The 26157-nt window shown below is 39.5% G+C and carries 20 protein-coding genes; 10 read left to right on the top strand and 10 right to left on the bottom strand.

What is annotated here, in order from left to right; all coding sequences use genetic code 11:
- Positions 1 to 6: 6 nt before the first annotated feature.
- A complete protein-coding gene (locus FLL45_RS04630; RefSeq protein WP_142940810.1) occupies positions 7 to 750 on the bottom strand; it encodes a DUF4197 domain-containing protein in 744 nt (247 codons plus the stop codon).
- 389 nt (positions 751 to 1139) lie between these two features.
- Here FLL45_RS04630 and FLL45_RS04625 point away from each other — a divergent pair, with 389 nt between their 5' ends.
- Positions 1140 to 3599, top strand: a complete 2460-nt coding sequence (locus FLL45_RS04625; RefSeq protein WP_142940809.1) for a TonB-dependent receptor plug domain-containing protein — start codon at positions 1140 to 1142, stop codon at positions 3597 to 3599.
- Between the two features lie 153 nt (positions 3600 to 3752).
- Here FLL45_RS04625 and FLL45_RS04620 read toward each other — a convergent pair whose 3' ends face one another.
- A complete protein-coding gene (locus tag FLL45_RS04620; RefSeq protein WP_210247110.1) occupies positions 3753 to 4139 on the bottom strand; it encodes a TspO/MBR family protein in 387 nt (128 codons plus the stop codon).
- Positions 4140 to 4557: 418 nt separating this feature from the next.
- Here FLL45_RS04620 and FLL45_RS04615 point away from each other — a divergent pair, with 418 nt between their 5' ends.
- The 4 genes from FLL45_RS04615 (at position 4558) to FLL45_RS04600 (ending at position 9352) form a co-directional block, all read left to right on the top strand.
- Complete coding sequence (locus FLL45_RS04615) at positions 4558 to 5277, top strand: LbetaH domain-containing protein (RefSeq protein ID WP_142940807.1); 720 nt, start codon at positions 4558 to 4560, stop codon at positions 5275 to 5277.
- Between the two features lie 315 nt (positions 5278 to 5592).
- A complete protein-coding gene (locus FLL45_RS04610; protein WP_185964330.1) occupies positions 5593 to 6468 on the top strand; it encodes a TraB/GumN family protein in 876 nt (291 codons plus the stop codon).
- 230 nt (positions 6469 to 6698) lie between these two features.
- The gene (locus FLL45_RS04605) at positions 6699 to 7412 is read left to right on the top strand and encodes a YebC/PmpR family DNA-binding transcriptional regulator (RefSeq protein WP_142940805.1); all 714 of its coding nucleotides are present in this window, start codon (positions 6699 to 6701) and stop codon (positions 7410 to 7412) included.
- 485 nt (positions 7413 to 7897) lie between these two features.
- Positions 7898 to 9352: a DUF4407 domain-containing protein gene (locus FLL45_RS04600; RefSeq protein ID WP_142940804.1), complete on the top strand. Its 1455-nt coding sequence runs from the start codon at positions 7898 to 7900 to the stop codon at positions 9350 to 9352.
- 170 nt (positions 9353 to 9522) lie between these two features.
- On the opposite strand, the gene FLL45_RS04595 is transcribed toward FLL45_RS04600, so the two are convergent.
- Together FLL45_RS04595 and FLL45_RS04590 are read right to left on the bottom strand one after the other, a co-directional pair.
- Entirely contained in the window at positions 9523 to 10434 is a 912-nt protein-coding gene (locus FLL45_RS04595) for a TolB-like translocation protein (RefSeq protein ID WP_142940803.1), read from the bottom strand.
- Complete coding sequence (locus FLL45_RS04590; protein ID WP_142940802.1) at positions 10431 to 11312, bottom strand: alpha/beta hydrolase; 882 nt, start codon at positions 11310 to 11312, stop codon at positions 10431 to 10433. Before FLL45_RS04590 ends, FLL45_RS04595 begins: the two co-directional genes overlap by 4 nt.
- A 232-nt stretch (positions 11313 to 11544) precedes the next feature.
- On the opposite strand from FLL45_RS04590, the gene FLL45_RS22895 reads away from it, so the two are divergent.
- Together FLL45_RS22895 and FLL45_RS22890 are read left to right on the top strand one after the other, a co-directional pair.
- Positions 11545 to 12354 (top strand): winged helix-turn-helix domain-containing protein, encoded by an 810-nt coding sequence (locus FLL45_RS22895; RefSeq protein WP_210247109.1) that lies wholly within the window; start codon positions 11545 to 11547, stop codon positions 12352 to 12354.
- Positions 12355 to 12373: 19 nt separating this feature from the next.
- The gene (locus FLL45_RS22890; protein WP_210247108.1) at positions 12374 to 13723 is read left to right on the top strand and encodes a TolB-like translocation protein; all 1350 of its coding nucleotides are present in this window, start codon (positions 12374 to 12376) and stop codon (positions 13721 to 13723) included.
- A gap of 51 nt (positions 13724 to 13774) precedes the next feature.
- On the opposite strand, the gene FLL45_RS04580 is transcribed toward FLL45_RS22890, so the two are convergent.
- The 3 genes from FLL45_RS04580 to FLL45_RS04570 form a co-directional block, all read right to left on the bottom strand.
- A complete protein-coding gene (locus FLL45_RS04580; protein WP_142940801.1) occupies positions 13775 to 14290 on the bottom strand; it encodes an H-type lectin domain-containing protein in 516 nt (171 codons plus the stop codon).
- A gap of 165 nt (positions 14291 to 14455) precedes the next feature.
- Positions 14456 to 15286 (bottom strand): SGNH/GDSL hydrolase family protein, encoded by an 831-nt coding sequence (locus FLL45_RS04575; RefSeq protein ID WP_185964329.1) that lies wholly within the window; start codon positions 15284 to 15286, stop codon positions 14456 to 14458.
- A gap of 48 nt (positions 15287 to 15334) precedes the next feature.
- Positions 15335 to 15841 (bottom strand): OmpH/Skp family outer membrane protein, encoded by a 507-nt coding sequence (locus tag FLL45_RS04570; protein ID WP_142940799.1) that lies wholly within the window; start codon positions 15839 to 15841, stop codon positions 15335 to 15337.
- Positions 15842 to 16209: 368 nt separating this feature from the next.
- On the opposite strand from FLL45_RS04570, the gene FLL45_RS04565 reads away from it, so the two are divergent.
- The gene (locus FLL45_RS04565) at positions 16210 to 18147 is read left to right on the top strand and encodes an Ig-like domain-containing protein (RefSeq protein ID WP_142940798.1); all 1938 of its coding nucleotides are present in this window, start codon (positions 16210 to 16212) and stop codon (positions 18145 to 18147) included.
- A 270-nt stretch (positions 18148 to 18417) separates the two neighbouring features.
- Complete coding sequence (locus FLL45_RS04560) at positions 18418 to 19482, top strand: GGDEF domain-containing protein (RefSeq protein WP_142940797.1); 1065 nt, start codon at positions 18418 to 18420, stop codon at positions 19480 to 19482.
- A gap of 50 nt (positions 19483 to 19532) precedes the next feature.
- Here FLL45_RS04560 and FLL45_RS04555 read toward each other — a convergent pair whose 3' ends face one another.
- The gene (locus FLL45_RS04555; RefSeq protein WP_142940796.1) at positions 19533 to 21665 is read right to left on the bottom strand and encodes a winged helix-turn-helix domain-containing protein; all 2133 of its coding nucleotides are present in this window, start codon (positions 21663 to 21665) and stop codon (positions 19533 to 19535) included.
- A 173-nt stretch (positions 21666 to 21838) separates the two neighbouring features.
- Here FLL45_RS04555 and FLL45_RS04550 point away from each other — a divergent pair, with 173 nt between their 5' ends.
- Complete coding sequence (locus FLL45_RS04550) at positions 21839 to 24160, top strand: CocE/NonD family hydrolase (RefSeq protein ID WP_185964328.1); 2322 nt, start codon at positions 21839 to 21841, stop codon at positions 24158 to 24160.
- Positions 24161 to 24250: 90 nt separating this feature from the next.
- Here FLL45_RS04550 and FLL45_RS04545 read toward each other — a convergent pair whose 3' ends face one another.
- Positions 24251 to 24835 (bottom strand): hypothetical protein, encoded by a 585-nt coding sequence (locus FLL45_RS04545; protein WP_142940794.1) that lies wholly within the window; start codon positions 24833 to 24835, stop codon positions 24251 to 24253.
- Between the two features lie 67 nt (positions 24836 to 24902).
- Positions 24903 to 25868, bottom strand: coding sequence for a hypothetical protein (locus FLL45_RS04540; RefSeq protein ID WP_142940793.1), 966 nt, complete (start codon positions 25866 to 25868; stop codon positions 24903 to 24905).
- Positions 25869 to 26157: the final 289 nt, after the last annotated feature.

Raw genomic sequence — 26157 nt, 5'->3', positions numbered from 1 at the left:
TAGCGATTAGTTAAAAACACGCTGTAACAACTTGGTTACTCTTGCGCCGGGGTCACGTCGAATCTTTGCTTCTTCCTCTGCTACCATTTTGAATAGGCCATCTAGTGTTTTTTGAGTAACATAAGCTTCTAAATTAATCTTCGGCTTTTTGACAAATGGAATAGCGTTATAGGCCGACATGACTTTGCGATAATCAGAATATACCCCGACTTTTCGCATCGAGTTTTCAACGATTGGCGTTACTCGTCCTCTTAGCTGCTGCTCTGCATCTCGTCGAAAATACTGGGTAGCGGCATCATCCGGACCGTTAAGAATTGACCAAGCATCTTGCAGAGACATCCGACTAATACTCTCAATAAAGACATCTTTGGTCGCACCAGAAGCGTTTTCAGCAGCACGGTTCATTTGTACTTCAAAGTCGTTAACATATCGGCTTAGCCCCAATCTATTGAGTGCATCAGCAACTTTTTGTAGCTCTTGTGGGATTTCGATTCTGATCAATGCGTTACGGTTAAAGCCATCCTTGCGACTTGTTTTAACCGTTGAATTGGCTGTGCCAATTTCTAGAGCTTGCTTCAAACCGGCAATCACCGTCTTTTCATCAAGTGGCAATTGCGCCTGAGAAATTGAGTCATTAATGTGTTTAATATCAATGGTATTACATCCACCTGCAAAGACTAAAATCGGTATAAATAGTACTTTTTTAAAGCAACTAAATGTGAACCAATAACAATTAATCAAACTCTTCATATCGATACCTTCCATTTGTGCTTACTTTTGTCGCTATTACATTCCCCTAAAATGCTCTACCCCTCAAAATACGGCCATTCGTAAAATACGACTGACCAATGAGCATGACTAGCACATTTTAAATCGTTCATGCATTAGTTTTTTCTAATGTATTTTTCCGCGTATTTTTAATATTTTTGCTTTTTTTTCAATATTTTATCATATGTCAAAATTTAGACACCGGCATTAAAAACCCTACTAACATCTTGTTTTGAGATGCATATTTTGAACGATGGTAGAAATACTTGAAATACAGGTCCAACCTTTAGTGAATAGTACCATTGACAAAAAATGACCAATCCGTAAACTGCGCGCTTTTTTCAAGCCACCAAACAGAATTTGGAGTAGTTATGCGTAAGTTAAACCCCATTGCTCTTGCGGTATCTGTTTGTCTCGCAACAAGCGGCCAGTCAGTTTTAGCTGCGGAAGCGAGCCAAGATAACCAAAAGATCATTATTACTGGTTCGCATATTAAGCGAATTGAAAACGAGTCTTCTTCTCCCTTAACTATCATCAACAGAGAAGACATCGATCGCTCTGGAGCAACAACTTTATCAGGTTTGCTTGAAACTACCGTCTTAAACAATGGTGGCGCACTCAATAATCAGCAAACGAGCGGTTTTACACCCGGGGCTGCAAGCTATAACCTCCGAGGATTGCGCTCTGATCGTACGTTGGTCCTTATTGATGGTCGTCGTTTAGCCAGTTATCCTTTCGGGCAAAACGGCAGCGTCGCTTTTGTTGACCTAAACACAATTCCTCTTGCAGAGGTTGAAAGTGTTGAAATCTTAAAAGACGGCGCGTCTGCAGTATATGGTTCTGATGCTATTGCCGGTGTTGTCAATGTTATTACAAAACGCACTTTCATTGGCAATGAGCTTAAAGTAAATACTGTTCAAACTGATTCGAATTACCAAAGCAACAGCGTTTCTCTGTTAAGTGGCTTCTCAGATAATGACAATGATTTAGTATTTGTTGCTGAGTTCCAAAAGTATGATTCGCTTCTCGGTGGTGATATTGACGAAGCGAGTTCGCTTAATTTATCTGAAACCAGCCTCTTTAGTTCCCCTGGAACGTTTATCACTCTGGATGGAATGGGTAACTTGATATCTACTCCTGCGGGCGAATGTGCGCGAGTTGAAGACGCAGCCGATATTTTTGTTAGCGTCACAGGCGATTTTTGTGTCAATGACTGGGCAGCACAAAGACAACTCATTCCTGAAAATGAACGTATGTCTCTGTCGTTAAAATGGTCTCGATACTTCGGTGAAAATTCACTTTACACCGGCTTAAGTTTAAGCCAAATCGATACAACTTCTGATGTACCATTCGGCTTTTTAGGCTCAGATTTTTTCATCTCAGCGACTAATCCATTTAATCCATTAGGCGAAAACATGTTGTTTTACCGTGGATTTAATGAGATTGGATTACAATCTATTGAAACAGAAGCAAAAAACACTAATTTTGTTGTCGGTTTTGAAGGTCTGATCAATGAGATGGATTTTGATATCAAATTAAGCCACAGCTTAACCAATGTGGATGAAGTATATGCTGATGGTTGGATTTTAAGAGATGACGCAATTAACTTTTTTGATGCTATCGAGAATGAGCAGGTTAATCCATTTCAACCTTTGACTAATGCTCAAATTGCCGATCTTACCAGCAGTTTCAACCACAAAGGTAAAAGTTACCAAACGGCACTTGCCGCTAAACTCTCTGGCGAATTAACTGAGGTTGAAGCCGGTGCCGTACTCTTCGCGACTGGTATTGAGTTTAGAAAAGAATTTATACGAGACACGTCAGATGCTGCAATTATCAACGGCGATGTCGTCGGTTTAGGAAGTTCAGCAGCGGAAGGTGATAGAGAAGTTACTGCGTTGTTCGGAGAATTTATCATTCCGGCAAGTGACACAGTCGAGTTTAACTTAGCGTTGCGTTATGACGACTACAGTGACTTTGGCTCAAGTGTTAATCCAAAAGCATCACTAAGCTACAAACCAAGCGAATCGACTTTAATTCGTGCTTCTTATGGTACTGGATTCCGTGCGCCTAACTTATTTGAGCTTTACACGGATGAAGTTTCAGGTAGTGTCGGTAGCGTGCCCTTTATTCAACAAGCGAATGCTGAGTTAGATGCAGAGACATCAGAAAGTTTCAACATTGGTTTTGTTTTCGACGTTGACGAAAGACTAATGGCATCATTTGATTTCTGGCAAATTGAAGTCGAAGATATGATCACCAATCTTGGCGTCAACACAATATTAACTGCGGTTGACGAAAACGATGAACTTATCTACGGTGACTTAATTATTTTAAACCCGGACGATACGATTGATTTTGTTATTGATCCATTTCTCAACCTTGAGAGTCAAACTGCACAAGGTATGGACTTCACTGCTCGATTTGGGTTCACTGACAACTTAGAGTTAAAAGTTAATGTCTCTCATTTAAACAAATTAGAGCGAGTTAACGCAGCGCTTGGTGAAACCATCGACTTCGAAGGTGAATACCTGTTCCCGAAAAATCGTTTCTCGACGGTACTGACTTGGAAAAAAGGTGACGTCACTCATTATCTTTCTTCATATTATGTAGAAGCACACGGTGATGAAAACTTTGCGCTAGGAACCTATAGTAAAGTTGACTATCAGCTTAACTATGAGCACGGTGACCATCGCTTAAGTTTTATGTTAGGCAACCTTCTTGATGAGGAAGCGCCAACCAATCGATTGGGTGCATGGCCTTACTATGATCAAAGAATGTACTCGCCGCTTGGCAGAACCACTTCATTAACCTGGACTTACAATTTCTAATTGTAGTCAGCAAAATGAAATTTAAAAAGCAGAGACACTATCAGTCTCTGCTTTTTTTTGCTTATTCTTTTATTGCTTATTCTTTTTATGCCGCTTTAACGGGTTATTTTTTCGCTAGTACTGGTACTCTATTTCAAACCGCGTAACGACTATTTAAAAGTTCATGATATTAATCGATAGCTGAAGAACTGTCGCTACAGAGACCCACATCAAATAAGGTATTTGAGCAACAGCAACGTACCGATTATGTTTCCATATCGCTAGAATCATCCAAACAATTGTCCCCCAAATCACTAGAATATCGATAGATGCCAAGGTAAGATTGCGCAAGCCAAACTGGATAGGCGTAAATATTACGTTAGCGACTAAGTTTATCGCAAAAGGAATCGCCACTTTTTTAGGAAACTTACCGCGAAATGCTTGAATAAATACGTAGGCAAAAGAGACTATTATTATTGGATAGAGTATCGACCACATCGTCCCAATAAATGACGGATCAGGTGTCCAGCTTGGCTTTTCCAATGTGTTATACCAATCCATAAAACTCACAACCATTTCTCCATTACTAATTCAGTTATTAAAATATTTAGCAGCATATCTGCAAGCTTATTTCTCTACCGTTGCTTTCGGTTAGTGCTTTCAATCAGTGCTTTCTACTATTCATTTCGATTGTTTGATTGATATTTACGCCACTAAAGAGTGAACAGATCAGCATTTAACTTACAGTCTATCGAAGTGATCGACGTCACAAAGACCGTTTTTCTTATTGGGTTATTGCCGACTACAGTTCTCCATAGCAACACGCTAAAAATTCAACAAGTTGATAATCTCTTATTGCAATATAAAGTTGATAAACTCATTCATTTTACAGATAGTCTGTCCTGGCATCTGAAATTGGTGAAGAAAAAATGGACCCTTCACCTTCTCCTCAATGCACTTCAATATAGGAGAGAATATCATGTTTTATTTTATTTCCAGGAAGAAAAAACGTAAGCTTTTAGGTGAACAAAATATCGCAGGTGAAAACAACCTTGTACAAAACAATGGTTCTGATTTAACCTCCGTTGTCTTCAATATACAAGGTAACCATAATACAATCATCATCCATGAAGGCGTAAAATTCAATCAGGTCTCATTTAATATTTTTGGCGATTTTAACCAAGTTATTGTCAGTCAAAACTGTCAATTCAACGGTCCGTCAGAAATTTGGATGCAAGATGACAATTGTTTCATTTCTATCGGCGAACACTCAACTTTTGAAGGCGTCCTACTCTCAGCAACTGAGTCAGGCTCTAAACTCATGATTGGTAATGATTGCATGTTTTCCTATGACGTTGATGTAAGAACGGGAGACTCTCATGCAATAATATCAAGAGACAGCGGCAGACGTATAAACTATGCAAAGGACATTACCTTTGGAGAGCATGTTTGGGTTGCCTCTCACTGCGTATTTTTAAAAGGCAGTGTTATCCCAAGCGGATCAGTTGTTGCTAACAGTTCTCTAGTCAATAAAGCATTCGACCAAGAAAATGTTATTTTGGCCGGCCGGCCAGCTGAAATCGTTAAATCCAATATTGAATGGCACCGAGAACGAAATTTAACCGGCAGTGAGGAAAACGATCGACTTGACACTTTAACTTTTGACAATGTTAAGCCGATATCAGCCAAGTCAGCATAGAATTGATAAGTTTAAGCAATTATTCGTCATAAAACCAAGCGAGAGTCTTGTTTTCTTTAGTTACGCTGAATTTGATTTAGCTATTTTCTTATAGCTGCTTTTTAGCTTCGTTTTTTTGATTAGTTTTTGATACCATTATTCAGCATAAATGTTATGCTTGCTTTAGATAATTTCCACAGCTTATCTTAGCAAATGTGATTTGGTCACAAGCGATTCCCTCTCTTATTGATTAGGTCGATATATCATTAATACTGATTATTGTGCTATTTAAAGTCAGATAAAAACACCATGAAAATAATTCTTGAGTACTCGTCAATGAAAAAAACATTATCCCTCATTCTTCTTACATTTATTTTTTCTTCCACCGTTTGTTTTGCGAAAGGACCTGCACTATGGAAGATATCAGATGAAAATAGCGAAGTTTGGCTTTTTGGAACAATCCACATTCTTAAACCTGAAACGCTATGGCAAACCGATAAAATTAAGCATGCATTTGAGCAAGCTGATACGGTTTATCTAGAAGCGCCAACGGAAGAAATCACCCAAGAAGAGATGTTTAAAGTGATGCTTCCGTATATTCAAAACCCAAATGGCGTGATGCTATCGTCGCTGATTAGCAAAGAGGCCTACGAGGATCTCAAGGTCGCAGTCGAAGGTCTTGGAATGCCCTCCTCTGCACTAGCTAGCCTTGAACCAATGCGTCCCTGGTTTGTTGCGGTCAACCTTTCAGTTCAGCACCTCGTTGCTAATGGTTATGATCCAGAATCCGGTGTTGATGGTATTTTGTACACTCAAGCCAAGCAGTCTGGCAAAACGCTCAGATATTTTGAGACGATCGAACAACAAATTCGTTTTTTTGGCACTATGTCAGCCAACGAAGAAGTTGCAATGTTTGAAGCAGGAATTCCTGATTTACTTGAAAATCAAAGTATGCTCGACGAAATTATCAAAAACTGGCAGCGCGGTGATGTTGAAGCCGTGGCGAAAACATTAAATGAAGAAATGGATAAAACCCCCACCCTCAAAGAGCGACTATTAGTTAATCGCAATCAAGATTGGGCTAAACAAATAGCTAAGATAATGAAAGGTTCAGGAAAAACATTTATTGCTGTTGGGTCTGGCCATCTAGCCGGCGAAGGCTCACTACAAGCTTTTTTGACTGCTAAGGGTTTTGAAATCAAACGGCTATAACGACTGACAGCCTTACTAAGCGCTAAGCGATAAAAACAACGATTGTATTTGATTAAAAAACGAACAGAAAGTATCCACTATGAATGATAAACGCTTACGAGCTGGCAATACGATGAGTTTGCCTGAAAGAGGGTCTAGATTATAGATACCAACCTGAGCTGAGTTGGTGTTAAAATTAGCGCCGTACTAGCAACCAATCGATTTAAGAAAATACTAAGAGAGAAGCTACAATGGGTCGCGCTTATCAAAACCGAAAAGAATCAATGGCTAAAACCTCTGATGCGAATGCTAAGGTTTACAGTAAATTCAGTCGTGAAATCTATGTTACTGCCAAATCTGGCGGCAGTGATCCCGACGGTAACTTAGCACTTCGCTCATTACTTGAGCGAGCCAAGCGCAACCAAGTTCCGGCACATGTCATTGATAAGGCTCTTAAAAAGGCCGAGGGCGGCGGCGGCGAAGATTTTTCGGTTGCTCGATACGAGGGCTTTGGGCCAGGGAATTGTATGGTCATTGTAGATTGCTTAACAGACAATCCGAATCGAACTTTTGGCGATGTCCGGGTATGTTTTACCAAAACAAAAGCCAAAATCGGTACCCAAGGTAGTGTCAGTCACATGTTTGACCACAGTGCCATTTTCGTCTTCCCTGGAAGTGACGAAGAAGCCGCTTTGGATGCATTAATGATGGCTGATGTTGATGTCACCGATATCGAATGTGAAAACGATAAAATTACTGTGTTTGCACCGCAAAACGAGTACTTTAAAGCGAAACAAACGCTAACCGACGCTTTTGATGGAATAGAGTTTGAAGTTGATGAAATTCAGTTTGTGCCACAAAACACAGTAGCTATCCCTGAAGCTGACCAAGAAATGTTTGATCGATTTTTAGAGATGTTGAATGACTTAGACGACGTACAAAATGTGTACCACAACGCGGAGTAACATCAAGAGAAAAGCGACTAATTAAAAGTAACTATTACTAGTTCCTTACCTATTTTTAATAGCAAAACCTTTAGTACCAGACGTTAAGCGCCAATTGCTTTCCACTCTGACTAATAAGACACACCTAAATTTAAGTGCTAAGGCACCCTACTTAGCACTTAACCCCCCTCCTTCCTTTACAGTCATCGAATATTTATTCTTAAGATAGCTTGTGGCAGCAACACCTATTTGCCTTACGCCATTATTTCTTTAGCTGCTTGTAAGTTCTATTTTTAGTTTATGTTATTACAGTCTGTTTATGAAGCTATAGTTTTGGCGCATATTTTAATCGATAAATACATTCTCAAATGTTAAACATAATTTCTTACAAACAACCACCAACTTAATTTACATTCCATCGTCATACTATTTTAAGGACTTAATGAATAAGCTAAAAATCCTCTCAGCTACGGGTCTGGTGATAAACAACTCTAGGGAGACGCTCAATGTCGGACAACGCCATAAATGAGAATAAGCCGGTCGTGGCGGTTAACAATGATTTTGAGAAAAAAATCAAAAAAGAAGGGTTAATCTTTAAGCTTTTCTCATTTCTGTCCTTAACTGATTACGAAGTCCTGAGGGAATGTGGAAAATATGACCGCACCTTAGTTTACGCAATGGTGTTTCGACAAATCGTTACCTTTGCGTTTACCTGTATGTTATTCACTTATGGTGTCTCTTTATTCTTGCAGTTTAAAACTGCGGTTGTTATCGGCGTTATTTTTTCGCTTACCTTGTTTTTCCTAGACCAAGCGATTATTGGTTCTGACTGGGCTTTAAAAAATCCGTTTAAGGGAGGTCTTTCATTTCGCGGTTTCATTGGGTTAATTCCACGAATTATCTACTCGTTAATTATTGCTGTGGGCCTGGCAACATTGGCTGAGATTAGCCTACAAGCAAATGCAATAGATGAACAGATTCAGAAAGAGTCAAATATAAAAAATCAAGAGTATTTTTCTCGATTAGATCAATATGAACAGGAATTAGAAACAAGTATCAGTGTCGACCGTAAAAAAGTCGAGGATATTCAGACTGAAATCCAACGTTTGAGTGATCAAAACAATCGTTATGAATTGGCAGCAAGCTCAAACGATGCAGACACACTCAACAACACACTTGCGGTCAAACAAAAAAAGTCCGAAGCATTGCAAACCTCGCAACAAGCACTTTACACAGAGATTGCTTATATCAATAATCGTTTAGCTAAAGCCCGTGAAGACTATAACTATTGGTTTAACGAAGCCTTACTCGAACGCACTGGGCAGGATGGTCGACCACCAACAGAGGGTCCAAAGTATCGCCGCGCGGTTGCGACTTATACGGATCTCAGTCAGCAAATTGAACAACTCGAAGCTAGCCTAGTTAATACTCAGGAAAAACTAAAATCATTAGAGCCAGATATTAACCTTGCGCTAGATGATCTTAATCAGGTTCAGAAAAGCATCAATGACTTTCAAATGACTGAGGCAAACTACGAACACAACAAAGAAACTATCGTACGACTTGAAGATAGTCTATTAACCGCTCGAACTATGCTTAATCGAGCTATTGAAGAAAAGCAGCAAAAAATGGATGTTTATCGCGAAAAACTAGAGAAAGATGGCCTCTTCTATGAAGTCAAAACGGGGATGTTACGACGTTACTTGGCACTTAAAAATATCCACAAAGATCCAGAAATCGGTGAAGCGGCATTGATGTTTAGCTGGCTACTTAAAATCTTTTTTATTGCCATTGAACTTATGCCGGTAATTATCAAGTTATTTTTCTCTCCTTTTAGTTTTTACTCTTTACGAATGTATCGAAAAATGCAAGTCGCCTTACTCGAGGAAGCCGATAAACTTGAATCTGCGAAAGAAACATTCCAAAGAGAACAACCTTACTCCATCAAAGATACCGGATAACAAGACGAGTTTTTTATTAAGATTTTCGCAATAGCTTTAGCCTAGCGATGACAAATGAGACGTAGCATTTAACGTGTTGCTAATGTGTCGCTTCGCTAGACTAGATTAAACGGTCGAAACTGTACCAAGCGGTAAAAACCAATGTCATCTGTTGCTATTTATTAAACCCTTTACTCGGTCATCAAATTAACAAGGTTAGCCTTTTTTCGCAATGTATCAATAATCTTTGCATCTACCCAAAAGACATCAACGTTTTGGTTTTTCTCATCTCTTCCGCGGTTAAATAAAATATATTTACCATCAGGAGTAACGCTAGCATAAGCTTCCCAATATTGTGAGTTTACAGCCGACCCCATATTAATTGCCTGCCCCCAAGATCCATCCTTTTGTTTAAAGCTAATGTATAAGTCCGAGTCACCAAAACCCGCTTTACGTTCACTATCCCAAATTAGGTAACTTTCGTCGGCGGCAATAAAAGGGTGGGCTGTCATTTTGCCCGAATTAACCACATCACCCATTTTGACTGGCTGTTGGCGTTTACCGTCTACTAGCTTTGAAATACGAATAGTGTCTTTGTTTTTATAATCATCAAATACATAGGTGCCCTTAGACGAAGCGGATAAGCGCATGATTCCCCAATCATCACGATCAAACATAGGCCCTAGACTCTTTCGTTCAGACCACCCATCAGCAACACGCTCACGATAGCCTTTCGCCATATACATTCGATTTCCGTCTGTCGAAAACGTTACTTCTCCTCGGCGCAAAAACTCAGTGAACTTTTCCCAGCCACGATCGGTTTGCTTAAACCCAATTACCGTGGGTCGGAAGCCGGTTTTATTGGGTCCCGAGTAAATCCCCCTATCTACCGTAAAGTAAAATTCATTTATACCTGGCGCGAAAACACCTTCCAGCTCCCAGCCCTCTTTTGAAATTACACCAGGCGCAAAAGGCTCAGCCTTTAAACCTGGCGTTTTTTGCCCCATCAACGGTCCTTTCAACAGTGGAAATTCCTGTTGTGTATGCACGGGTAGACTAGTGATGGCAAACGCAAAGACGAATAAAAAAGTGCAAACTTTCATTGCTTATCCCCTTTATTTTGTTGTGACGATAACCACTTAATACTTTTAACGCCCATTATCGGAAATGAATCGCTGTGACCGGAAGCATCAATCACTTGGAAGTTTAGTGAAGCAATGCTGGGGTAATTCTTATTTTTTAAATCATTTAAGAATTGATCAATATGAGGGATGAGTTCTTCTTCTAGTTGTCCGTAGGTCACATAAAGATTTAACGCTAACTTTTGGTTTTTAAGTTCTTCGGCTTCAAGTGAGAATAAATAAGGTCCAAACTCCCAGATACTCGGGCTACCAAGAATATAATTCTTAAACAAACCGGGTTGAGTCATCAACGCATAGGTACCAAATAATCCGCCTAGAGAAAACCCAAAATAGGTCCGTTCGTCAGTGAGAGTTCGATAATTGTGTTCGACAAATCGAAAAACGTCATTTCGAATAAACGCTAAGTGCTTATTGGCTCCGCCAAATTGGTATTTAGCCTGCCTGTCAGCTTTGTTTGACGGTTTAATCGAATAATCACGAAATCGGCTTACATACTCGCCAACTTCCTTCTTTAAGCTAGGATCAATATCTTTTTGCCAGGAAACCCCAACGAGGATAACCTCTTCAAACATAAAAAATGTCGCAGAGGACAAGATCTCCATATGAAATTTCGCATCAGTCATATAAATGACTGGATACTGCTTTTCCGGCTTATCAGCATAACCTTTAGGCAGCTTGATATAAAGTTCGTATTGTCGATCTGAATGTGTGTCCTTAATCGGAATAACTTGGGTATTGGCTATTTCAAACTTCGGATAATTGACTGGCTTTTGTTCGAGTGCGTGAAGGGTCACTGAAATAAATCCGAGCAATAAACTTAATGTAACGCGCAATTTCATAACTCTCTCTTAGTGAAGTTTACAAGGAAAATAAATCGAAGCTAAAAATTTACACGACCGATCATCAAAAGGCATGAAGTCCACCTGACGTCTTGCTGAATTCTTACTGACGTTCAATTACCGTATATTTATCAAAAGCTTATAATTAGTTACAATCAACACTGATGCAAACTAAAAATGACTCGTTTAGACTCAGTAAAGCACTAAAACATTAAAAGAAATTAGAGGCAGTATGTCAGTCCAGTATTGGATAGGTGGATTTTTTATCGACTTATCCCGCAACCAAATTACTCAAAACGACCAATCACAGACCTTAGCCCCCAAGGCCTTGGCAGTACTGACTCACTTAGCAGAAAATCAAGGTAAAGTCGTCAGTCAAGATGCGTTACTCGACAAAGTTTGGCAAGATACGACCGTTTCACCGAATACGCTTCAAAAAAGCATCGCCCAATTACGCAAAGCCCTGGGTGATAGCGGCAATGTGTATATCAAAACTCATGCCAAACAAGGCTACAGTTTAGAGTGTGACGTCCGCTGGGACAGTAAAAATGGGGCCATTCAATCATACGACGATACACGTATTACCGAGCCTGCGTCGGCTCAATCCAAAGCGCGAAACCAACAAAGTATTCCTTATCAGACACTCGATACAACTAAATCAAGACACTTTAGGTTGGCAATTGCTGTTATCTTTTCAGCAATTGTCGCTTTAGGACTATTGAGCTACCACTATCAAAATTCTGAGGGCGTAGCTAAATTGAACTTTAACCAATTAAGCCTATTAACAGCCACTGATGACAAGGAGTTTGACGCCACTTATTCGCCCGACGGCCAATATATTGTTTTTCACCGTTATTTAGACAAACAATGCGTCAATAAAATCTGGGCTAAACATATTGAAAGCCAACAAGAAATATTACTCACTGAAAATTGGGGGGCTTATGGAAAACACAGCTTTTCCCCTGACGGCAGTCAACTGGTTTTTCTAGCGACAGGCCCTTGTGCCCCCCCCCAACAACCAACCGGTTTACCAACAAGTTAGCCAAAAAGATTGTTATGATTTGGTTAGTTTAAACTTTCATAAAGCGCTCACAACACCACAACAACCAAAAATAATTTTAAGCTGTAAAAACTCGAATGTTAAAAAGCCGATATGGTTAAACGATGGCGACATTGCACTTATGCAAAGTTACGCAGACAAATGGAAGATTATTCGTTACTCCCCTGAGCGCGATCAAAGCGCTGAACTCTACAAGCCAGGCGCGGGAAATATCATCGACTACGTTTATTCTCGATCGGACGACATTTTTGCAGTGTCCAGATTCCATAGTGACGGAAAACAATACATTGAATTAGTAGAGCCTAGCGGTAAACTGATGTCCAGTCACCCCATTCAGCGTCCCGAGGAAATCGCGGAATACCGACCACTTTATCCAAACTTCGATCCACTTAATCGACAGCTTGTATTTAGCACCGGGAGACAGTTGTTCAGCTTGTCGTATCAAGGCAAGGTGGCAAAAATCGATTTACCTTTTAGTGATCGGATGGCACTTCCAGAATTTCATCCCAATGGTAAAAGGATGTTAATGATAAAAGGTCCTTATGATAGTGATATTGTCAAAGTACCACGAGAATCAGAAACTCAAACGACGCCTCAAGAAATCGAAAATTATTCAAGCTTTGAGCGAACAAACTTGGGTGAAGACTACTCGCTCTTTCAGCCCGGGGGTAATTTAATCGCATTTTGGTCAGAACGCTCTGGTGAACAGCAAGTTTGGGTTAGTAACGGAACAAACTCGAAAAAACTGACCAACTTCCCGATGGATACCTACATCAATGGGATTGATTGGTCAGCCGATGGTGAAAGTGTCTTAGTTAATGGGAATGGCATACTTCATCGAGTAACACTCGATTCGCGTCAAGAAGTCTACTCTCTGATGCACCCGGTTATTTTTCTCTATCAGTGGGATAGTCGCAACGACACAGCCTTACTATTATTACGGATCAATGGCCAGCCAAAGGCGGTGGAGTATAATTTGCTGAATAATAGTTACCGTGAACTCAGTGACACCCCCGTATTATGGGCTCAAAAAAGCGATAGCGGAGAAGTTATTGTTAAAGACTATTTTGGACAATATTGGCGTCCGGGGGCGGTAGAACCAAAACGAATAGAGGCGTTAGCGAACCAGACCAGCAAATCAAAGTCGTTTTTAATCGTCGGCGACGTTATCTATTCAGTGAACAAAAAAAGCCAAATATGGGCCTATGACTTGCTACAAAACAAATTTAATATTCTTGCGCAACTCAACTCAAATGTCGATTCATTAAACGATGTTAACGATAAGGAATATCTGATTACAATCCAGGCCGCAGCAAAAAAAGAGGTTGTCGAATTGAGCGTTGCGCAATAGAAACTATGTAATAGTCGCTTTAAATGTGACAGCAAGATTGACTTTAAAAATCTATTGTAAAACTGCCATATACTCAAATGGCACTTCAGTTTTGGTATTTAGCTTAGTGCTGATCGCATCTTCTATTCTAATTTTAAACCCATACTGGTTAACATCAAAAACCACTGGATAACCATAAATCAACTCAGACTTAGTGGTCACAAATACCCTCGGCACAGTATCAAATTGCGTATTGAAAGTGACTTGAGTCCAATCTTTTAGTTTATTAGTTACACTTTCACCAGTTTCAATGGTTGGAATATTTTTAAAACGGCTTTCTAGAATAGCGAGTTTATTGCTAAGAGAAGCTATGTTCGATTTTACGGTTTCGATTTCCCCTGAATTTTCAGTACTCGTTTCATCACCAAAACCAAATTCCCAACTAAATGCTTTAAAAGGCGTTCCAGTTACCAGACTTACTCCCATAAACATCACTAAGGCGAAAAGTGCAAACGCAATAACCCATTGTGGCAATGCACTGAGCCAATGATTGCTTACTACTGTTTTGTTTGAATGGTCATTCGACATATTAATCCCCTACTTCAATTTATTTTTATAAAGTTGGCTGCATTTCAACCACCAAAGTCAACATGCGTTACCCTTGGATTGTTTTTTTTAAAATCTTGTGGTGTCGTTGTTGTTTTTAAGTAACAACGCTAATTAGATGCGCCAATTACTACAGCGCATCAATAATCATAAACTATCTATTTTTTCTTTAAATTTTTGACCTATAGTCTCAAAACCTTTATCGGTGGGGTGTATCTCATCGTTCCACTGATTGGCTTTGACTAATTTCCGTGTATCGATAACATGGAAATTATCCTCCGCATCAGCTAATGCTAAAAGCCGTTCGGCCATTTGGTCAATCAAATAGTCGATCGCTTTGAAATGATGAGCCGCAGGTATAATGCCACTCGTAAATGGTGCTATCCACGGACCAACTTCGATTAACCCCAAAACCTTAGCGCCTTTTTTTATCCTCGGATAAGCATAGGTATGAGAAATGATTTGAATTTTTTTATTTTTTGAAAACTTTCTAACATAAGCGAGCATATTTCTGTAGCTCATGATAATCGTATCAAGCCTTAAATTAAGTAGTTCTTGATTAAAAAAATCTGCTGGCTGTGGCTCAGCTTTATTACTCTTTTTGACGATTAGCTCAAAATCAATCACACCGACAATATCATTGCCGCCGCCAGACACTAAAAAGTAATCAAAATGGATATCACGCAGTAATTGGATGTTTTCTAACTTTTGGTTACCGGCAAACATTTGTGCAATTTCGTCACCGTTACTGGACTTTCTTAAAATAGTGGCGTCTTTTGGTCGATAAAGACTGTTGAGTTGTAAAATAATATTTGAAGCGCCGCCGCCTAAAGGATATGAAAACCAAGAGTCACCTTCCGCTAATATTCTCTTACTCTGCTTGAATTCATTACATTTAACAATAAACTCGCCTTCATTAGCGACTAGTACTTTACGTTTAATCCACTTTAATCGCTCTGAACTAACTGGAACACTCATACGCATCTCCTTGTATTTATCTTATGTTGTGTAAAACGAAAGAAACTTTTACCTGATCTGTTCTTTCACCGCTTCAGTAATATCATGAAAATCTTCGGCAAATATCACACCTGCTTTGTCGACTAACATGGTAATCCCCCGTTCTTTGCAAACCGACTTAATAATCGGCTCAGCTTGCTTGAGTATCTGACGGATTAGATTCGCTCTTTGTTCTGCAAGTTCTCGCTCTAGTCTGAGGTAAGTTTCCTGAAGCTCAGTATATTGCTTTTGTAACTCAGCCTCTCGTTGCTTTTTTATGTTAGGCGGCAACGTAGCCGATTGGTTTTGAAGGTCAGCTATCTTTTGTTGTAATCTTTTTTGTTCTTTATCTAATTCTGCTTGACGTTCCCTGAGGACTTTTTCAAATTGTTTCGTTGCTCTTTTTCCAGCTGGAGTTTCGAGTAGAACTCGGTCTAAATCGAGAAACCCCAACTTTTGTTGTTGCATCGCTTGAGTGTTGAGACTTAGAACTCCCAACATATAAAAAAGTACGATCGCACAAGTCCTTGTTAACATATTACTATCCTTAGATTTATGGCTTGATTATCTTCTTACGAGATATACAGATATCGCGTGATTGGCAACTACCATATTCTATTAGTCGAGTCATGTACACCCCGGGTTAAGATTCACTTTCGTTTGACCTAAATATGAAACTCTACAAATCGACAAAATCATCTCTAAAACTATATGTTTTTTCTTCAAATGCTCATCTAATCTAACTGGTACGATAGTTGTTCTATTTAGATATCGTTTATATGACATTTAACGCAGCGTAAGCATTAATTAGAATTCGCGCACATAAGGACATCTCTAAGTTAGTTTGAGATATCTCAATCATTGAGCAACGTCGTTTCAGTGTTTGTAGTCATTAGAGGTCCATTATGAAAGTTAAAATCACTTCAAAACTTATTGCTATTTTTTGCTATTTGTTTTTTGCCATAATATCAACGAACGGGAATAAATTACTCGCTGCAAGTTGCGAGCTGTATCCAATCACCGTTTCAAATCAACTCGTCTCGAATAGTCTAGATGGTGATATTTTTTCTCAGGTCGCAGTGGGCGTTGGTACGGGAAATTATAGTTGGCTTACTTGGGATGGAAAGAACGATGCCCCCTCGTTAGCCGATAGCCTATTAATACCAGGGAATAGCGATCTTTATATCAACCCCTATGATAGTGGTGACACTGAACTTTCTCCTGGCGATTGGGTTCAAGGTAGACCTGGGGTTAAAAATAGTTCAACGATACGTAGCAATTTAAATGTGCTGCTTAACCGACCAATACAGATTCCGATATGGAGTAATAAATTAGGCCAAGGCAGCCAGTTTAATTACCAGACAATCTCATTTGCAACCATCGAACTTACAGAATATAAGTTAAATGGCAAAGGTTGGATTTCGTTTATTTATCGCGGACCAGCTGAGTGTGATGCCAATAGCCCACCCGTGGCAGAGAACTCGTCGATTGAAGGCATCGAAAACACAGAGATCACTATCGAATTTTTAGCGACCGATGCAGACAATGATGTACTTAGTTATGTAATAGTTACCCCACCTGAAAACGGTGACCTAATCGGTCAAGGTCCTGTTTATACTTATACCCCTTTTACGGATTTTACCGGCTCAGAAATCATCGAGTTTATTGCAAATGATGGTACGAGCGATTCCAATATAGGAACCGTAACCATAACGGTTAGTCCTGAACAGAACGCTCCACCAATCGCATTCAACACCTCATTAGAGACAACCGAGTCAACCAGCTTCACTTTTACGGTTAATGTGACCGACGCCGATAATGATCCATTAGACTACATTGTCGTTTCTGATACTAACAATGGACTACTGGTTGGCAATAGTGACATTGGGACCGGTCCGAATTATACCTATACACCCAATGCAGGATTTTTGGGAACCGACACTTTTCAATTCAAAGCCAACGATGGAAAAACAGACTCAAATATAGCCACTGTTTCGATTATGGTTGTCCCCTTTGCTAACAACCCACCTGTCGCTTTCGATGCTAATCTTGAAACGACTGAGTCAATAGCGTTTGACGTGTTAGTTAATGCTGAAGATGCCGATAATGATCCTTTAACCTATCAGATTATTCAGCCGCCAATGAGCGGAACACTGCTCGGTGATGGTCCTAACTATGTTTACACCCCTAACTCAGGCTTTGTCGGTAGTGATTCATTTAGTTTTATTGTTGATGATGGTCAAGATTCGTCAAATGAGGCAACCGTCACGATACAAGTAAACCCTGCAGCTAACAACCCACCTGTGGCGCAAAACACGGCAGTAGAAACTGATGAATCAACTACCGCGAATATTACCCTGCTTGCGACTGATGCCGATAATGATCCCCTCACTTATCAGATAGTCGACAATGCGCAAAATGGCCTTTTAGAGGGCAATGGCACGGATTACATTTACACACCGAATCCAGGATTCTTCGGCGAAGACAGTTTTACGTTTATTGCGAGTGATGGCATTGATGATTCTGAGTTGGCGACAGTCACTATCTTCGTTCTTGAAGCGGTCAACAGTCCACCGCAAATCGTGCCTGCAGATTATGGGGTTGAGCAATTCTTTGAGATTGAATTTATGGTGGAAGCCTTTGACCCAGACGACGATCCACTTACTTATATTATTGTGCAACAGCCCAGTAACGGCACCATTGAAGGTAACGGCCCAAATTATATTTACCGACCCGATGATTTCTTTACCGGCGAAGACGAAATGCTAATAAAAGTGAATGATGGCACAGTCGACTCTGAAACGGTCGCGATAACTTTCTTCGTATTTGATGGTGGCGAATAGGTCTGGATCACAGCGTTAACGGTGATTACCGACAATTTCAGGTCAGCCTTGTATGACTTTATGTCATCAAGGCTGACTTCATCGTCTTTGTCCGCTCAATACAATGACCAACAATCCCTGCACTTGAACACTGGAAATTATAGCGATATCGACTAAACTTCATTACACCAACTTATGACAATAACCTATAAAACAATCGTTGATTGAGGCCCTACAATATACAGTCGATACACCAACAAACTACGTGCAAGAGTTTTAAAGAATACGCTATTGGCGATTTTAGCTTACGCCATCGCTTCGGTTATCGCTTTCGCAGGTGTGTTTTTTAATTTAAGCTACTACGGCAAAGACGTATTTCTTATCATTTTTTATACCCTGGTCGGTATTAATCTTGTCTTCTTGGTGACTATTCACCTAATGCCAGAAATCACCATTACATTTGCGAAACGAATGTTAATTTTCCAGTTAATTATCTGGTTTGTTGGCTTTTCGATTACACTTTTTTTCATGGCGGATTTAAAGTTCTTACTGTTGATTGCAAGCATTATGGCATTTACGTTTTCGTTAAGTTATTTGAAGTTTAAAATTTCATTGTTGTTCGTTTGTGTCATTTCAGCCACCTATTTCAGCATTTCTTATATCGGCATTAACTATTTTCAGCATCCAGGTACAATCGAATTTGAAGCATTGGTACTCATCAGCTACATACCTGTTTGTATTTTTGTTGCCTATATGGCGGACAGAGAAAATAGTCAGCGAAGACAATTAAAGCACGCCTTCGAAAATATTGAGCGTGTGACTCAAGAACGCGAAAAGATAATGCAGCAATTAAAACAAGTCGCCTCAACTGACGAATTAACAGGATTATTAAATCGTCGAGCAATGAACGCTAAACTTGAAGAGGAAATGAAACGCTTTTATCGCTATCATATCAGTTTTTGTATTCTTCTCTTAGATATCGATTACTTTAAAAAAATTAATGATGAGTATGGACATCAAATTGGTGACCTCGCCTTAATTCACCTCGCCAAAACGATGCAAAGCGCAATACGCGAAACTGACACTTTATCTCGCTGGGGCGGAGAAGAGTTTATGGTACTTCTACCCGCAACACCCATTGAAAGCGCGAGAGTTATCGCTGAACGATTATGCCTTTCTGTTGAACAATCAACTATGGAAATCGATCAGGCCACGATTCGTTGCACCATCAGTGGTGGCCTTAGCAAAATAACCGCCAACCAATCATTAGAACAAGCCATTCAGATTGCCGATACAATGCTCTATCAAGCAAAAGCTCAAGGAAGAAATCAAATCGCAGTAAGTGCGAATACCTAAAAAATACACCTAGTAAAATCGTTCATTTCAAACATGCTCAATTAAAACACTTAATCACTGGCTGTTTGATAAATATCTGATTTAACACTTTCCATCCTATGGAAAACAACGCCTTTCTTAGTGAGATCAAAGTGGTAGCTATCACTCATTAAAAGCAATTCGGCTTTATTGTCAAGGCCATTTTTAAGACTTAACTGATGACGACCTTTGTTAAATTGACTCCATGCCCAGAGCTTTTCTCTTTTCTTTAGGTTAAACTGCCGGCCGTCAACTAGATATTTAGAATCGATGTCGCTATCGAGTATGTGTAATCTTTCAGAGCCAACCAGTAGTTTATTGTCAGAATTTAGCCATAAAGTATCGTCAGGATTTGACGCGTAACTCACGTACTGCCATCCTTCGTTGTTAACAACTACATCATTGGTTTCAAGGTTATAATAATGAACCTGCCAGCCATTAACTGTTTTTATGCTGTATGAAATTGTTTCATTGTCTTTCCAAGAAACCCCACGAATTTCAACCTGAGGAATTTTTAAGACTTTCTTTTTTCCAGTGGTTGTATCGATGACATGAATTTTATTAAAGGTGAGTCCAAAAATATTTTTACCATCATGCGACCAACCCAACTCAAGATAATGTAACCCCGCTTCAAAGTTAGTGAGTTTTTTTCGCCAACTTCCCTCGTAATTAGTCAGCCAAATCTCTTCTTCGCCAGAGCTTAAACTGATATACGCGACCTGATCATCATGATGGGCCAACACCGCCAAGCTGTCATCAACAGAACTATTGGCAATAGCCGTTGACTGTTGGGTTTCAAAGGAATAAAAATAGGCGTTTTGATTCACTTGGACAATTGGAAATAAATAGTCTTGACCGTTGACATGACGCTCTGGCACACGAACCTGTTCACTACCGCTATAAATCACTTGAGCATCTTTACCTTTTAAATCAAAGCTGACTAATTCTGTCGCAGGGTGCTCCCCCATTAGTATTACTCTTTCTCCGGTATGGTCCCATCGCCCACAACAGATAAACGCATCTTGCTTAAACAACAATTCGAGTTCATCAGTTTCTAAATCGAGCGAATAAAAACCTTCCCACTGTTGTTCGTCCGGTGAGGAAATAAGCAAACGGTTTTGCGTAGGATGTACATCAAATTGGCTATTGCCACCCAGGAATAACTCAGGCTGGTTTACCCGCCGCTTTTTGCTAGAACTTAAATTTAATTCAAATAGTTCAAAGGGTGCCCTTCGTTTAGAAGCCTCCGAATAAACAACGCGATTGTCATCGTGAGTGAATGCAATTTTGCCATAGCTGCCAACCGGACAATTATGAATCAACTCGGGCTCACCGAGCGACAGTTGATCAAAATCTCGAATAAAATATCGACAACTCTCTGGCGTCGTCACTAAATAGACAAACTGACTACCATCACTGTTCCAACTAAGCGAGTCGACCCAAACATTAGTGGCTTCTCCATGATTGACTTCAATTGCAGTTTCATCTTCCAGTGACTTTATCCAAAGTCGCATTTTCCGATCACGAACTTCAACATAAGCTAAGTACTTTCCATCAGGTGATATTTGCGGTCGAGACTCTCTCCCTGGGTCCCGGGTCACCGCTTTCACCTGGGTGAAGATCGGTTGTAGGTTGTTACTGGTCGAATTTGATACCAATAAAACACGGCTCACGAATATTACGGTAACTGCCACAAACAGAGATAAAACAATGACGGGAGGCGTGGCGAGTCGTTCTAAAACGCTTTGCTTATGCTCCGGCTGTTGCGTTTGCTGGCGATCATTGCCCATATTTTGTTCAATTGATGAGTTCTGCACACCTGAATGCACAGTAGCACTGCCTGCTATATCGTCTCGGATCTCATAAGCAGTAGCGATAAAACGATAGCCCTTTTTAGGGAAAGTAGCGATAAACCTTGGCGCTTTCGGATCATCATCAAAGTATTTCCTTAACTTAGTGATAACCTTAGTCACGGCATTATCGGTAATGATCCTACCTGCCCAAACGTGTTCTATCAGCTGGTCTCGGCTAATCGTTTTGTTGGGATTTCGGCAAAAATAGGCTAATAACTCGACAACCATTGGTTCAAGTTGCTGTCTACCTCCTTCGTTCAGCAAACTTTGTTGCTTTTCACAGAAAACAAATTGTTCAATCTTCCAGCGCATACTTTTTGCCTAGCTGCATTAACCCTAAATAGATTAGACTCTATCTTATTGATAAATATATTATTTCTTGCTTCAGTCACCAAAAGTCACAACAAATCACCTAAGGCTCACGACTTCTCAAGACGGAATAAATAACCTTTGAGGCTTTCTATCAGCCAATTTAAGGAATGATCGTGTTATTTATCCATTTACACAATAGACTGTCTCATTTTTTGCTTCATATATTAGTAACCTTAGTGTTGTTACTCAATTCATTTAATGAAATATATGCATCAGATACTGAGCAGACCAAAAACATCAATTTCGAGTTACCAAAGACTCTCGTTAAGAGCAGCATTACTGACCAAACTGATGTAGTAAAGCTCTTAGCTTCAAATCAATTCGCCAATGAGCTAAGGTTTCTCGCAAATCAACTCGACGGGATGAAGCTAACTGACATTGCTTTTGACCATAAATTAGGTCTGCGCTCGATATTAGGTCAAAAGGCTCTGTTGCTCACCCTAATCGAAGAAAGTTCATATCCGCTAAATCAGTTTCATTACTCAATCCATGCGCGAGCTTGCATGAGTCAGACATTAGACTGCGATGCTCAACTTTCGAAAATAGCCATCGAATCCTTTGCTAATGCAACCGATGATGAACTGCTTAAAATGGTTAACCCACTAGGTTGGTCTCTTTCTTTAGGGCAAGACTACTTACTTTGGTTGTTTACGCAATATCAAACGCTCGACAAACTTTCACCGCGTCAAGCACTCAACTTGATATCTAATTACCAACTTTACCAAGTGTATGCAAAAGTATTACCACAGACAGTAAGCTTGATTGAACACGAACGGAATAAGCGTTTTGAAGTTCAACCCAACGTTTTAATCAATACACCTGACGGTGCAACAATTTCAGCGATCATAGTCCGTAAGAAAAATGATAACCAGAAACATCCCACAGCGTTTCAATTTACGATTTATGCGGATAAAAAATGGAATACTCTAGAGGCGATGTACGCGGCTTCGCGTGGTTACACCGGTGTAATCGCTTATACAAGAGGGAAAGCCGGTAGCCCAGACGAAATTGTCCCATGGGAGCATGATGGAAAAGATGCCCACTCGGTCATCGACTGGATTACCAAACAGCCATGGAGTGACGGTCGCGTGGCCATGTATGGTGGGAGTTATCTCGGTTTTACCCAGTGGGCGGCTGCAAAATATATGCACCCTGCTTTGAAAACCATCGTGCCTTATGCCGCGGCTCATCCATTTACAGGATTACCAGTCGAAAATAACATCTTCATCACGCCAAACTATCAGTGGTCATTTCATGTCACCAATAATAAAACCATGGATCATTCGGTGTATGAAAATCCTCAATATTGGCAAGATGTATACACTAAGCTATTCAAAAGCGGTCGACCATTTAAAGATATCGACAAAATTGAAGGAACACCCAACCCATGGTTTCAAAAGCTACTCAAGCACCCAAGCTATGATGAGTTCTATCAGGATATGCTGCCTTATGAAGAAGATTTTGCCAAAATCAATATTCCTGTTTTAAGTATCACAGGTTACTTTGACGGGGCTTCAATTTCTGCAATCGACTTCCTTAAACGACATTATCAATATAACCCAAATGCTGAGCATTATTTATTAACGGGTCCCTATACACATGGGACCGCACAAGGCATTCCTCGATCCCATGTTGGGACTTACAAACTCGATCCAGTCGCATTAGAAAAAGATACTAAGCAAATAACATTTGAATGGTTTGATCATGTATTACATGGAAAGCCAAAACCAAAGCTGATTAAAGATAAAATTAATTATCAATTACTCGGTAGTAATACTTGGCAGCACAAACCATCTTACGCCGCTCTCAATAATCAACATGTAGGTTTTTACCTTTCAAGCAATTTAAAGCAGCAAGGTCAATTACGATTGACGAGAGAAATGCCAAAAGAACTCGAGCATTTTGCACTGGAAGTCGACTTAAGCGACCGAGAAACTCAACACAATGTCTACTCATGGCAGTTTATCCATCAAACATTGGATATCCCAAATGGACTCGTGTTTACAACAGATCCATTTCAGTCGGTAACTGAACTCGCTGGTGAAGTCAGTGGATATTTTTCTATTGCAATTAATAAAAGAGACGTTGATATTGGTTTTAAACTCTATGAAGTAAAACCTGATGGAAGCGCGTATCAGTTGACGCGTTACATTAGCCGAGCCAGTTATGCCAAAAATATGAGCAAGCGTGAATTATTAGTACCGGGTGTCAAAACCCAAATCCCGATAATTAATAGTCGCATGATCGGCAAGCAGATTGAAGTCGGAAGCCGGTTAGTATTAATTTTAAACGTTAACAAAAATAGCGGCGCCCAAGTTAATATGGGCACCGGAAAAGATGTTAGCGAAGAATCCATTGCAGATGCCGGTGAACCTTTAGAGATTAAGTGGTTTAGTGATTCCAAAATCAATATTCCCTTGAACGTTCAAAATTAATAATTGTATTTGTAAAGAACAGAGCCAGCGAGAATAAAGATTAACTCTAATGGCTCTTTACCTATTCAACCTGCTAACTCATTAAGTTAATCATGGATTTTGACTAATATCCGGTTCAATTAATGATGGTGGGTTATCTTCTAGGCTTTTAGCATTGGGTATCTGAAGTGTAATTAATGCCCACAATAATAAAAAAAAGCTACCATTAACCATAGCACTACCTAAAACCATGCGCGCATTGACATTATAATAGGATAAGCCAACAAGCTCATGCTCTTCTCCAAACAAACTCATTAATCGCCCCGACTCCCTAGAGATATCATAAAGAATTGTGATATGAAAAATCATAATGGTTAAGACGGCTAACAGTGAAATGTTTCTCACCAAATGAGAGTTCTGCCAATAATTTCTTGCTTTGTCTGAAGTTACTACCCACCCTATGGCGAGCATTAAAAAACCCATTGTCGACCATACATTATTAATGTATGTTTTATGATTATCTTTTAGTGCGTCTATTAGAATTTTGTGACTATCGCTACTGTTCGCCTTCCACTCCATCACTTTTCTTTCGAGCGCATTGCTCTCAAAAAGATAAAGACTCAAGCTAGAAACAGAAACTATTACACCTATGGATAATACCAAAGATATAAGCAACGGTTTAGTTAAATACTTCATTTGGTCGCCTTTTTTTCATCCTATATTTTGGCAAATGATCGCTTATAAATTTTAAAACTATTATTAGTCAAAAGCTCGTACTTATCTCTGCCCGAAAGATTGGCTTACTCGTATCATCTAATTTCGAACGTGTAAAAGTTAAGTAGTATTTCTGTTTATCAGCTTCGCTTTCAAATGGAATACTGACTTTTATTTTCTTTGACTTCTTGCCATCAATTAGCGATAGAAATTCAGAATTATCAACATCACCCTGTGCCTCATAATCATCTAACTCATACAGAATGTGTACATCTTTAAAGCTATACATCAACTTTAATTGAAATGAAGATATTTCTGACTCTACATCAAGCGTTGTATCATTTTGAGACAATTCATTGGTTGTTGCGAGACCATAGGTGTAGGAAGTCGATAAAGTCCAGTCAGAAAATATGGATTCGTTGTTGCTGCCAGTATACTTAAACATATATCCAAGTTCAAAATGCAAATTTGCATCATTTATTACTATGGTATTAGCCAATTCTTCCGCTTCCGCTACCTCTGCCTGTGCATTTGCTTTAAACTCAAAATAAAATTGCGATTTATTTGAGTCATAATTAAAGTCTGTCATCGTTGAAAAGCTTATTGAGGGCGTTAGCTTATTGTCATCAATGCCTATTTTGGGTTCAAATAGTACTCCGGCTTCCTCTCTTGCTTTTGCATTGCTAAGCAGTTGAGTTTGTAAAGCACCTTTCAAGCAATTAATGCTATCTTCTAACAATTCCACGCTGGGCGTTGGCGGCGCTTCACAGAAAGCCGAACTACCATTCTGTTGCTCAATCCTCACTCTGAGACACTCTGCCTGCAGAGTTAGTTTTTCTAAATCAGGAGTTCCCCGCAGGGTACAGACTTCGTTCGCTCTGAGTTGCGATTTTAGCTTTAACCGTTTATCAGATACACTTTCTGGCTCGTTAAATCTAGCCATAAGGAGATCACTTGCTTGAGCAGGTAATACGCTCCAAAATAGAATAAATAAAACAAAGTTTTTTAACTTCACGACATTTCCCTTTATGGTTATTTTAATATGCGTTAAATTTTGGTCAGCCATTAAACAGCAAAGTTAACTAGTTAATAACTTTATTACTGGCTGTAATACAAATTAAGAATTTTAAAATAACCAAACGCAAAGCAAACAGCCCTTTATTACATTGCATATTGTTAAAACTCAAAGATTTAAAGCTTTCTCAACAAGGATTAGTAGTTTGAACGATTAATGCAAAATTTTGATGATTATTTTTATTTTCTTCAAATTGCCTAAATAAAACTAACAGTGACGAATAAATTAT

This window comes from Aliikangiella marina (genome assembly GCF_007004765.1).
Lineage (GTDB): Bacteria > Pseudomonadota > Gammaproteobacteria > Enterobacterales > Kangiellaceae > Aliikangiella > Aliikangiella marina.
The sequence above is the reverse complement of the archived record's forward strand: the minus strand, read 5'-3'. Positions and strand labels throughout refer to the sequence as shown.

What these genes read in the sequence shown, in the direction of transcription:
- FLL45_RS04630 (WP_142940810.1), bottom strand. Translation starts at nt 750, where the DNA reads ATGAAGAGTTTGATTAATTGTTATTGGTTCACATTTAGTTGCTTTAAA.
- FLL45_RS04610 (WP_185964330.1), top strand. Translation starts at nt 5,593, where the DNA reads ATGAAAAAAACATTATCCCTCATTCTTCTTACATTTATTTTTTCTTCC.
- FLL45_RS04580 (WP_142940801.1), bottom strand. Translation starts at nt 14,290, where the DNA reads ATGTCGAATGACCATTCAAACAAAACAGTAGTAAGCAATCATTGGCTC.
- FLL45_RS04575 (WP_185964329.1), bottom strand. Translation starts at nt 15,286, where the DNA reads ATGAGTGTTCCAGTTAGTTCAGAGCGATTAAAGTGGATTAAACGTAAA.
- FLL45_RS04600 (WP_142940804.1), top strand. Translation starts at nt 7,898, where the DNA reads ATGTCGGACAACGCCATAAATGAGAATAAGCCGGTCGTGGCGGTTAAC.
- FLL45_RS04595 (WP_142940803.1), bottom strand. Translation starts at nt 10,434, where the DNA reads ATGAAAGTTTGCACTTTTTTATTCGTCTTTGCGTTTGCCATCACTAGT.
- FLL45_RS04590 (WP_142940802.1), bottom strand. Translation starts at nt 11,312, where the DNA reads ATGAAATTGCGCGTTACATTAAGTTTATTGCTCGGATTTATTTCAGTG.
- FLL45_RS04545 (WP_142940794.1), bottom strand. Translation starts at nt 24,835, where the DNA reads ATGAAGTATTTAACTAAACCGTTGCTTATATCTTTGGTATTATCCATA.
- FLL45_RS04565 (WP_142940798.1), top strand. Translation starts at nt 16,210, where the DNA reads ATGAAAGTTAAAATCACTTCAAAACTTATTGCTATTTTTTGCTATTTG.
- FLL45_RS04620 (WP_210247110.1), bottom strand. Translation starts at nt 4,139, where the DNA reads ATGGATTGGTATAACACATTGGAAAAGCCAAGCTGGACACCTGATCCG.
- FLL45_RS22895 (WP_210247109.1), top strand. Translation starts at nt 11,545, where the DNA reads ATGTCAGTCCAGTATTGGATAGGTGGATTTTTTATCGACTTATCCCGC.
- FLL45_RS04555 (WP_142940796.1), bottom strand. Translation starts at nt 21,665, where the DNA reads ATGCGCTGGAAGATTGAACAATTTGTTTTCTGTGAAAAGCAACAAAGT.
- FLL45_RS04605 (WP_142940805.1), top strand. Translation starts at nt 6,699, where the DNA reads ATGGGTCGCGCTTATCAAAACCGAAAAGAATCAATGGCTAAAACCTCT.
- FLL45_RS04615 (WP_142940807.1), top strand. Translation starts at nt 4,558, where the DNA reads ATGTTTTATTTTATTTCCAGGAAGAAAAAACGTAAGCTTTTAGGTGAA.
- FLL45_RS04570 (WP_142940799.1), bottom strand. Translation starts at nt 15,841, where the DNA reads ATGTTAACAAGGACTTGTGCGATCGTACTTTTTTATATGTTGGGAGTT.
- FLL45_RS04625 (WP_142940809.1), top strand. Translation starts at nt 1,140, where the DNA reads ATGCGTAAGTTAAACCCCATTGCTCTTGCGGTATCTGTTTGTCTCGCA.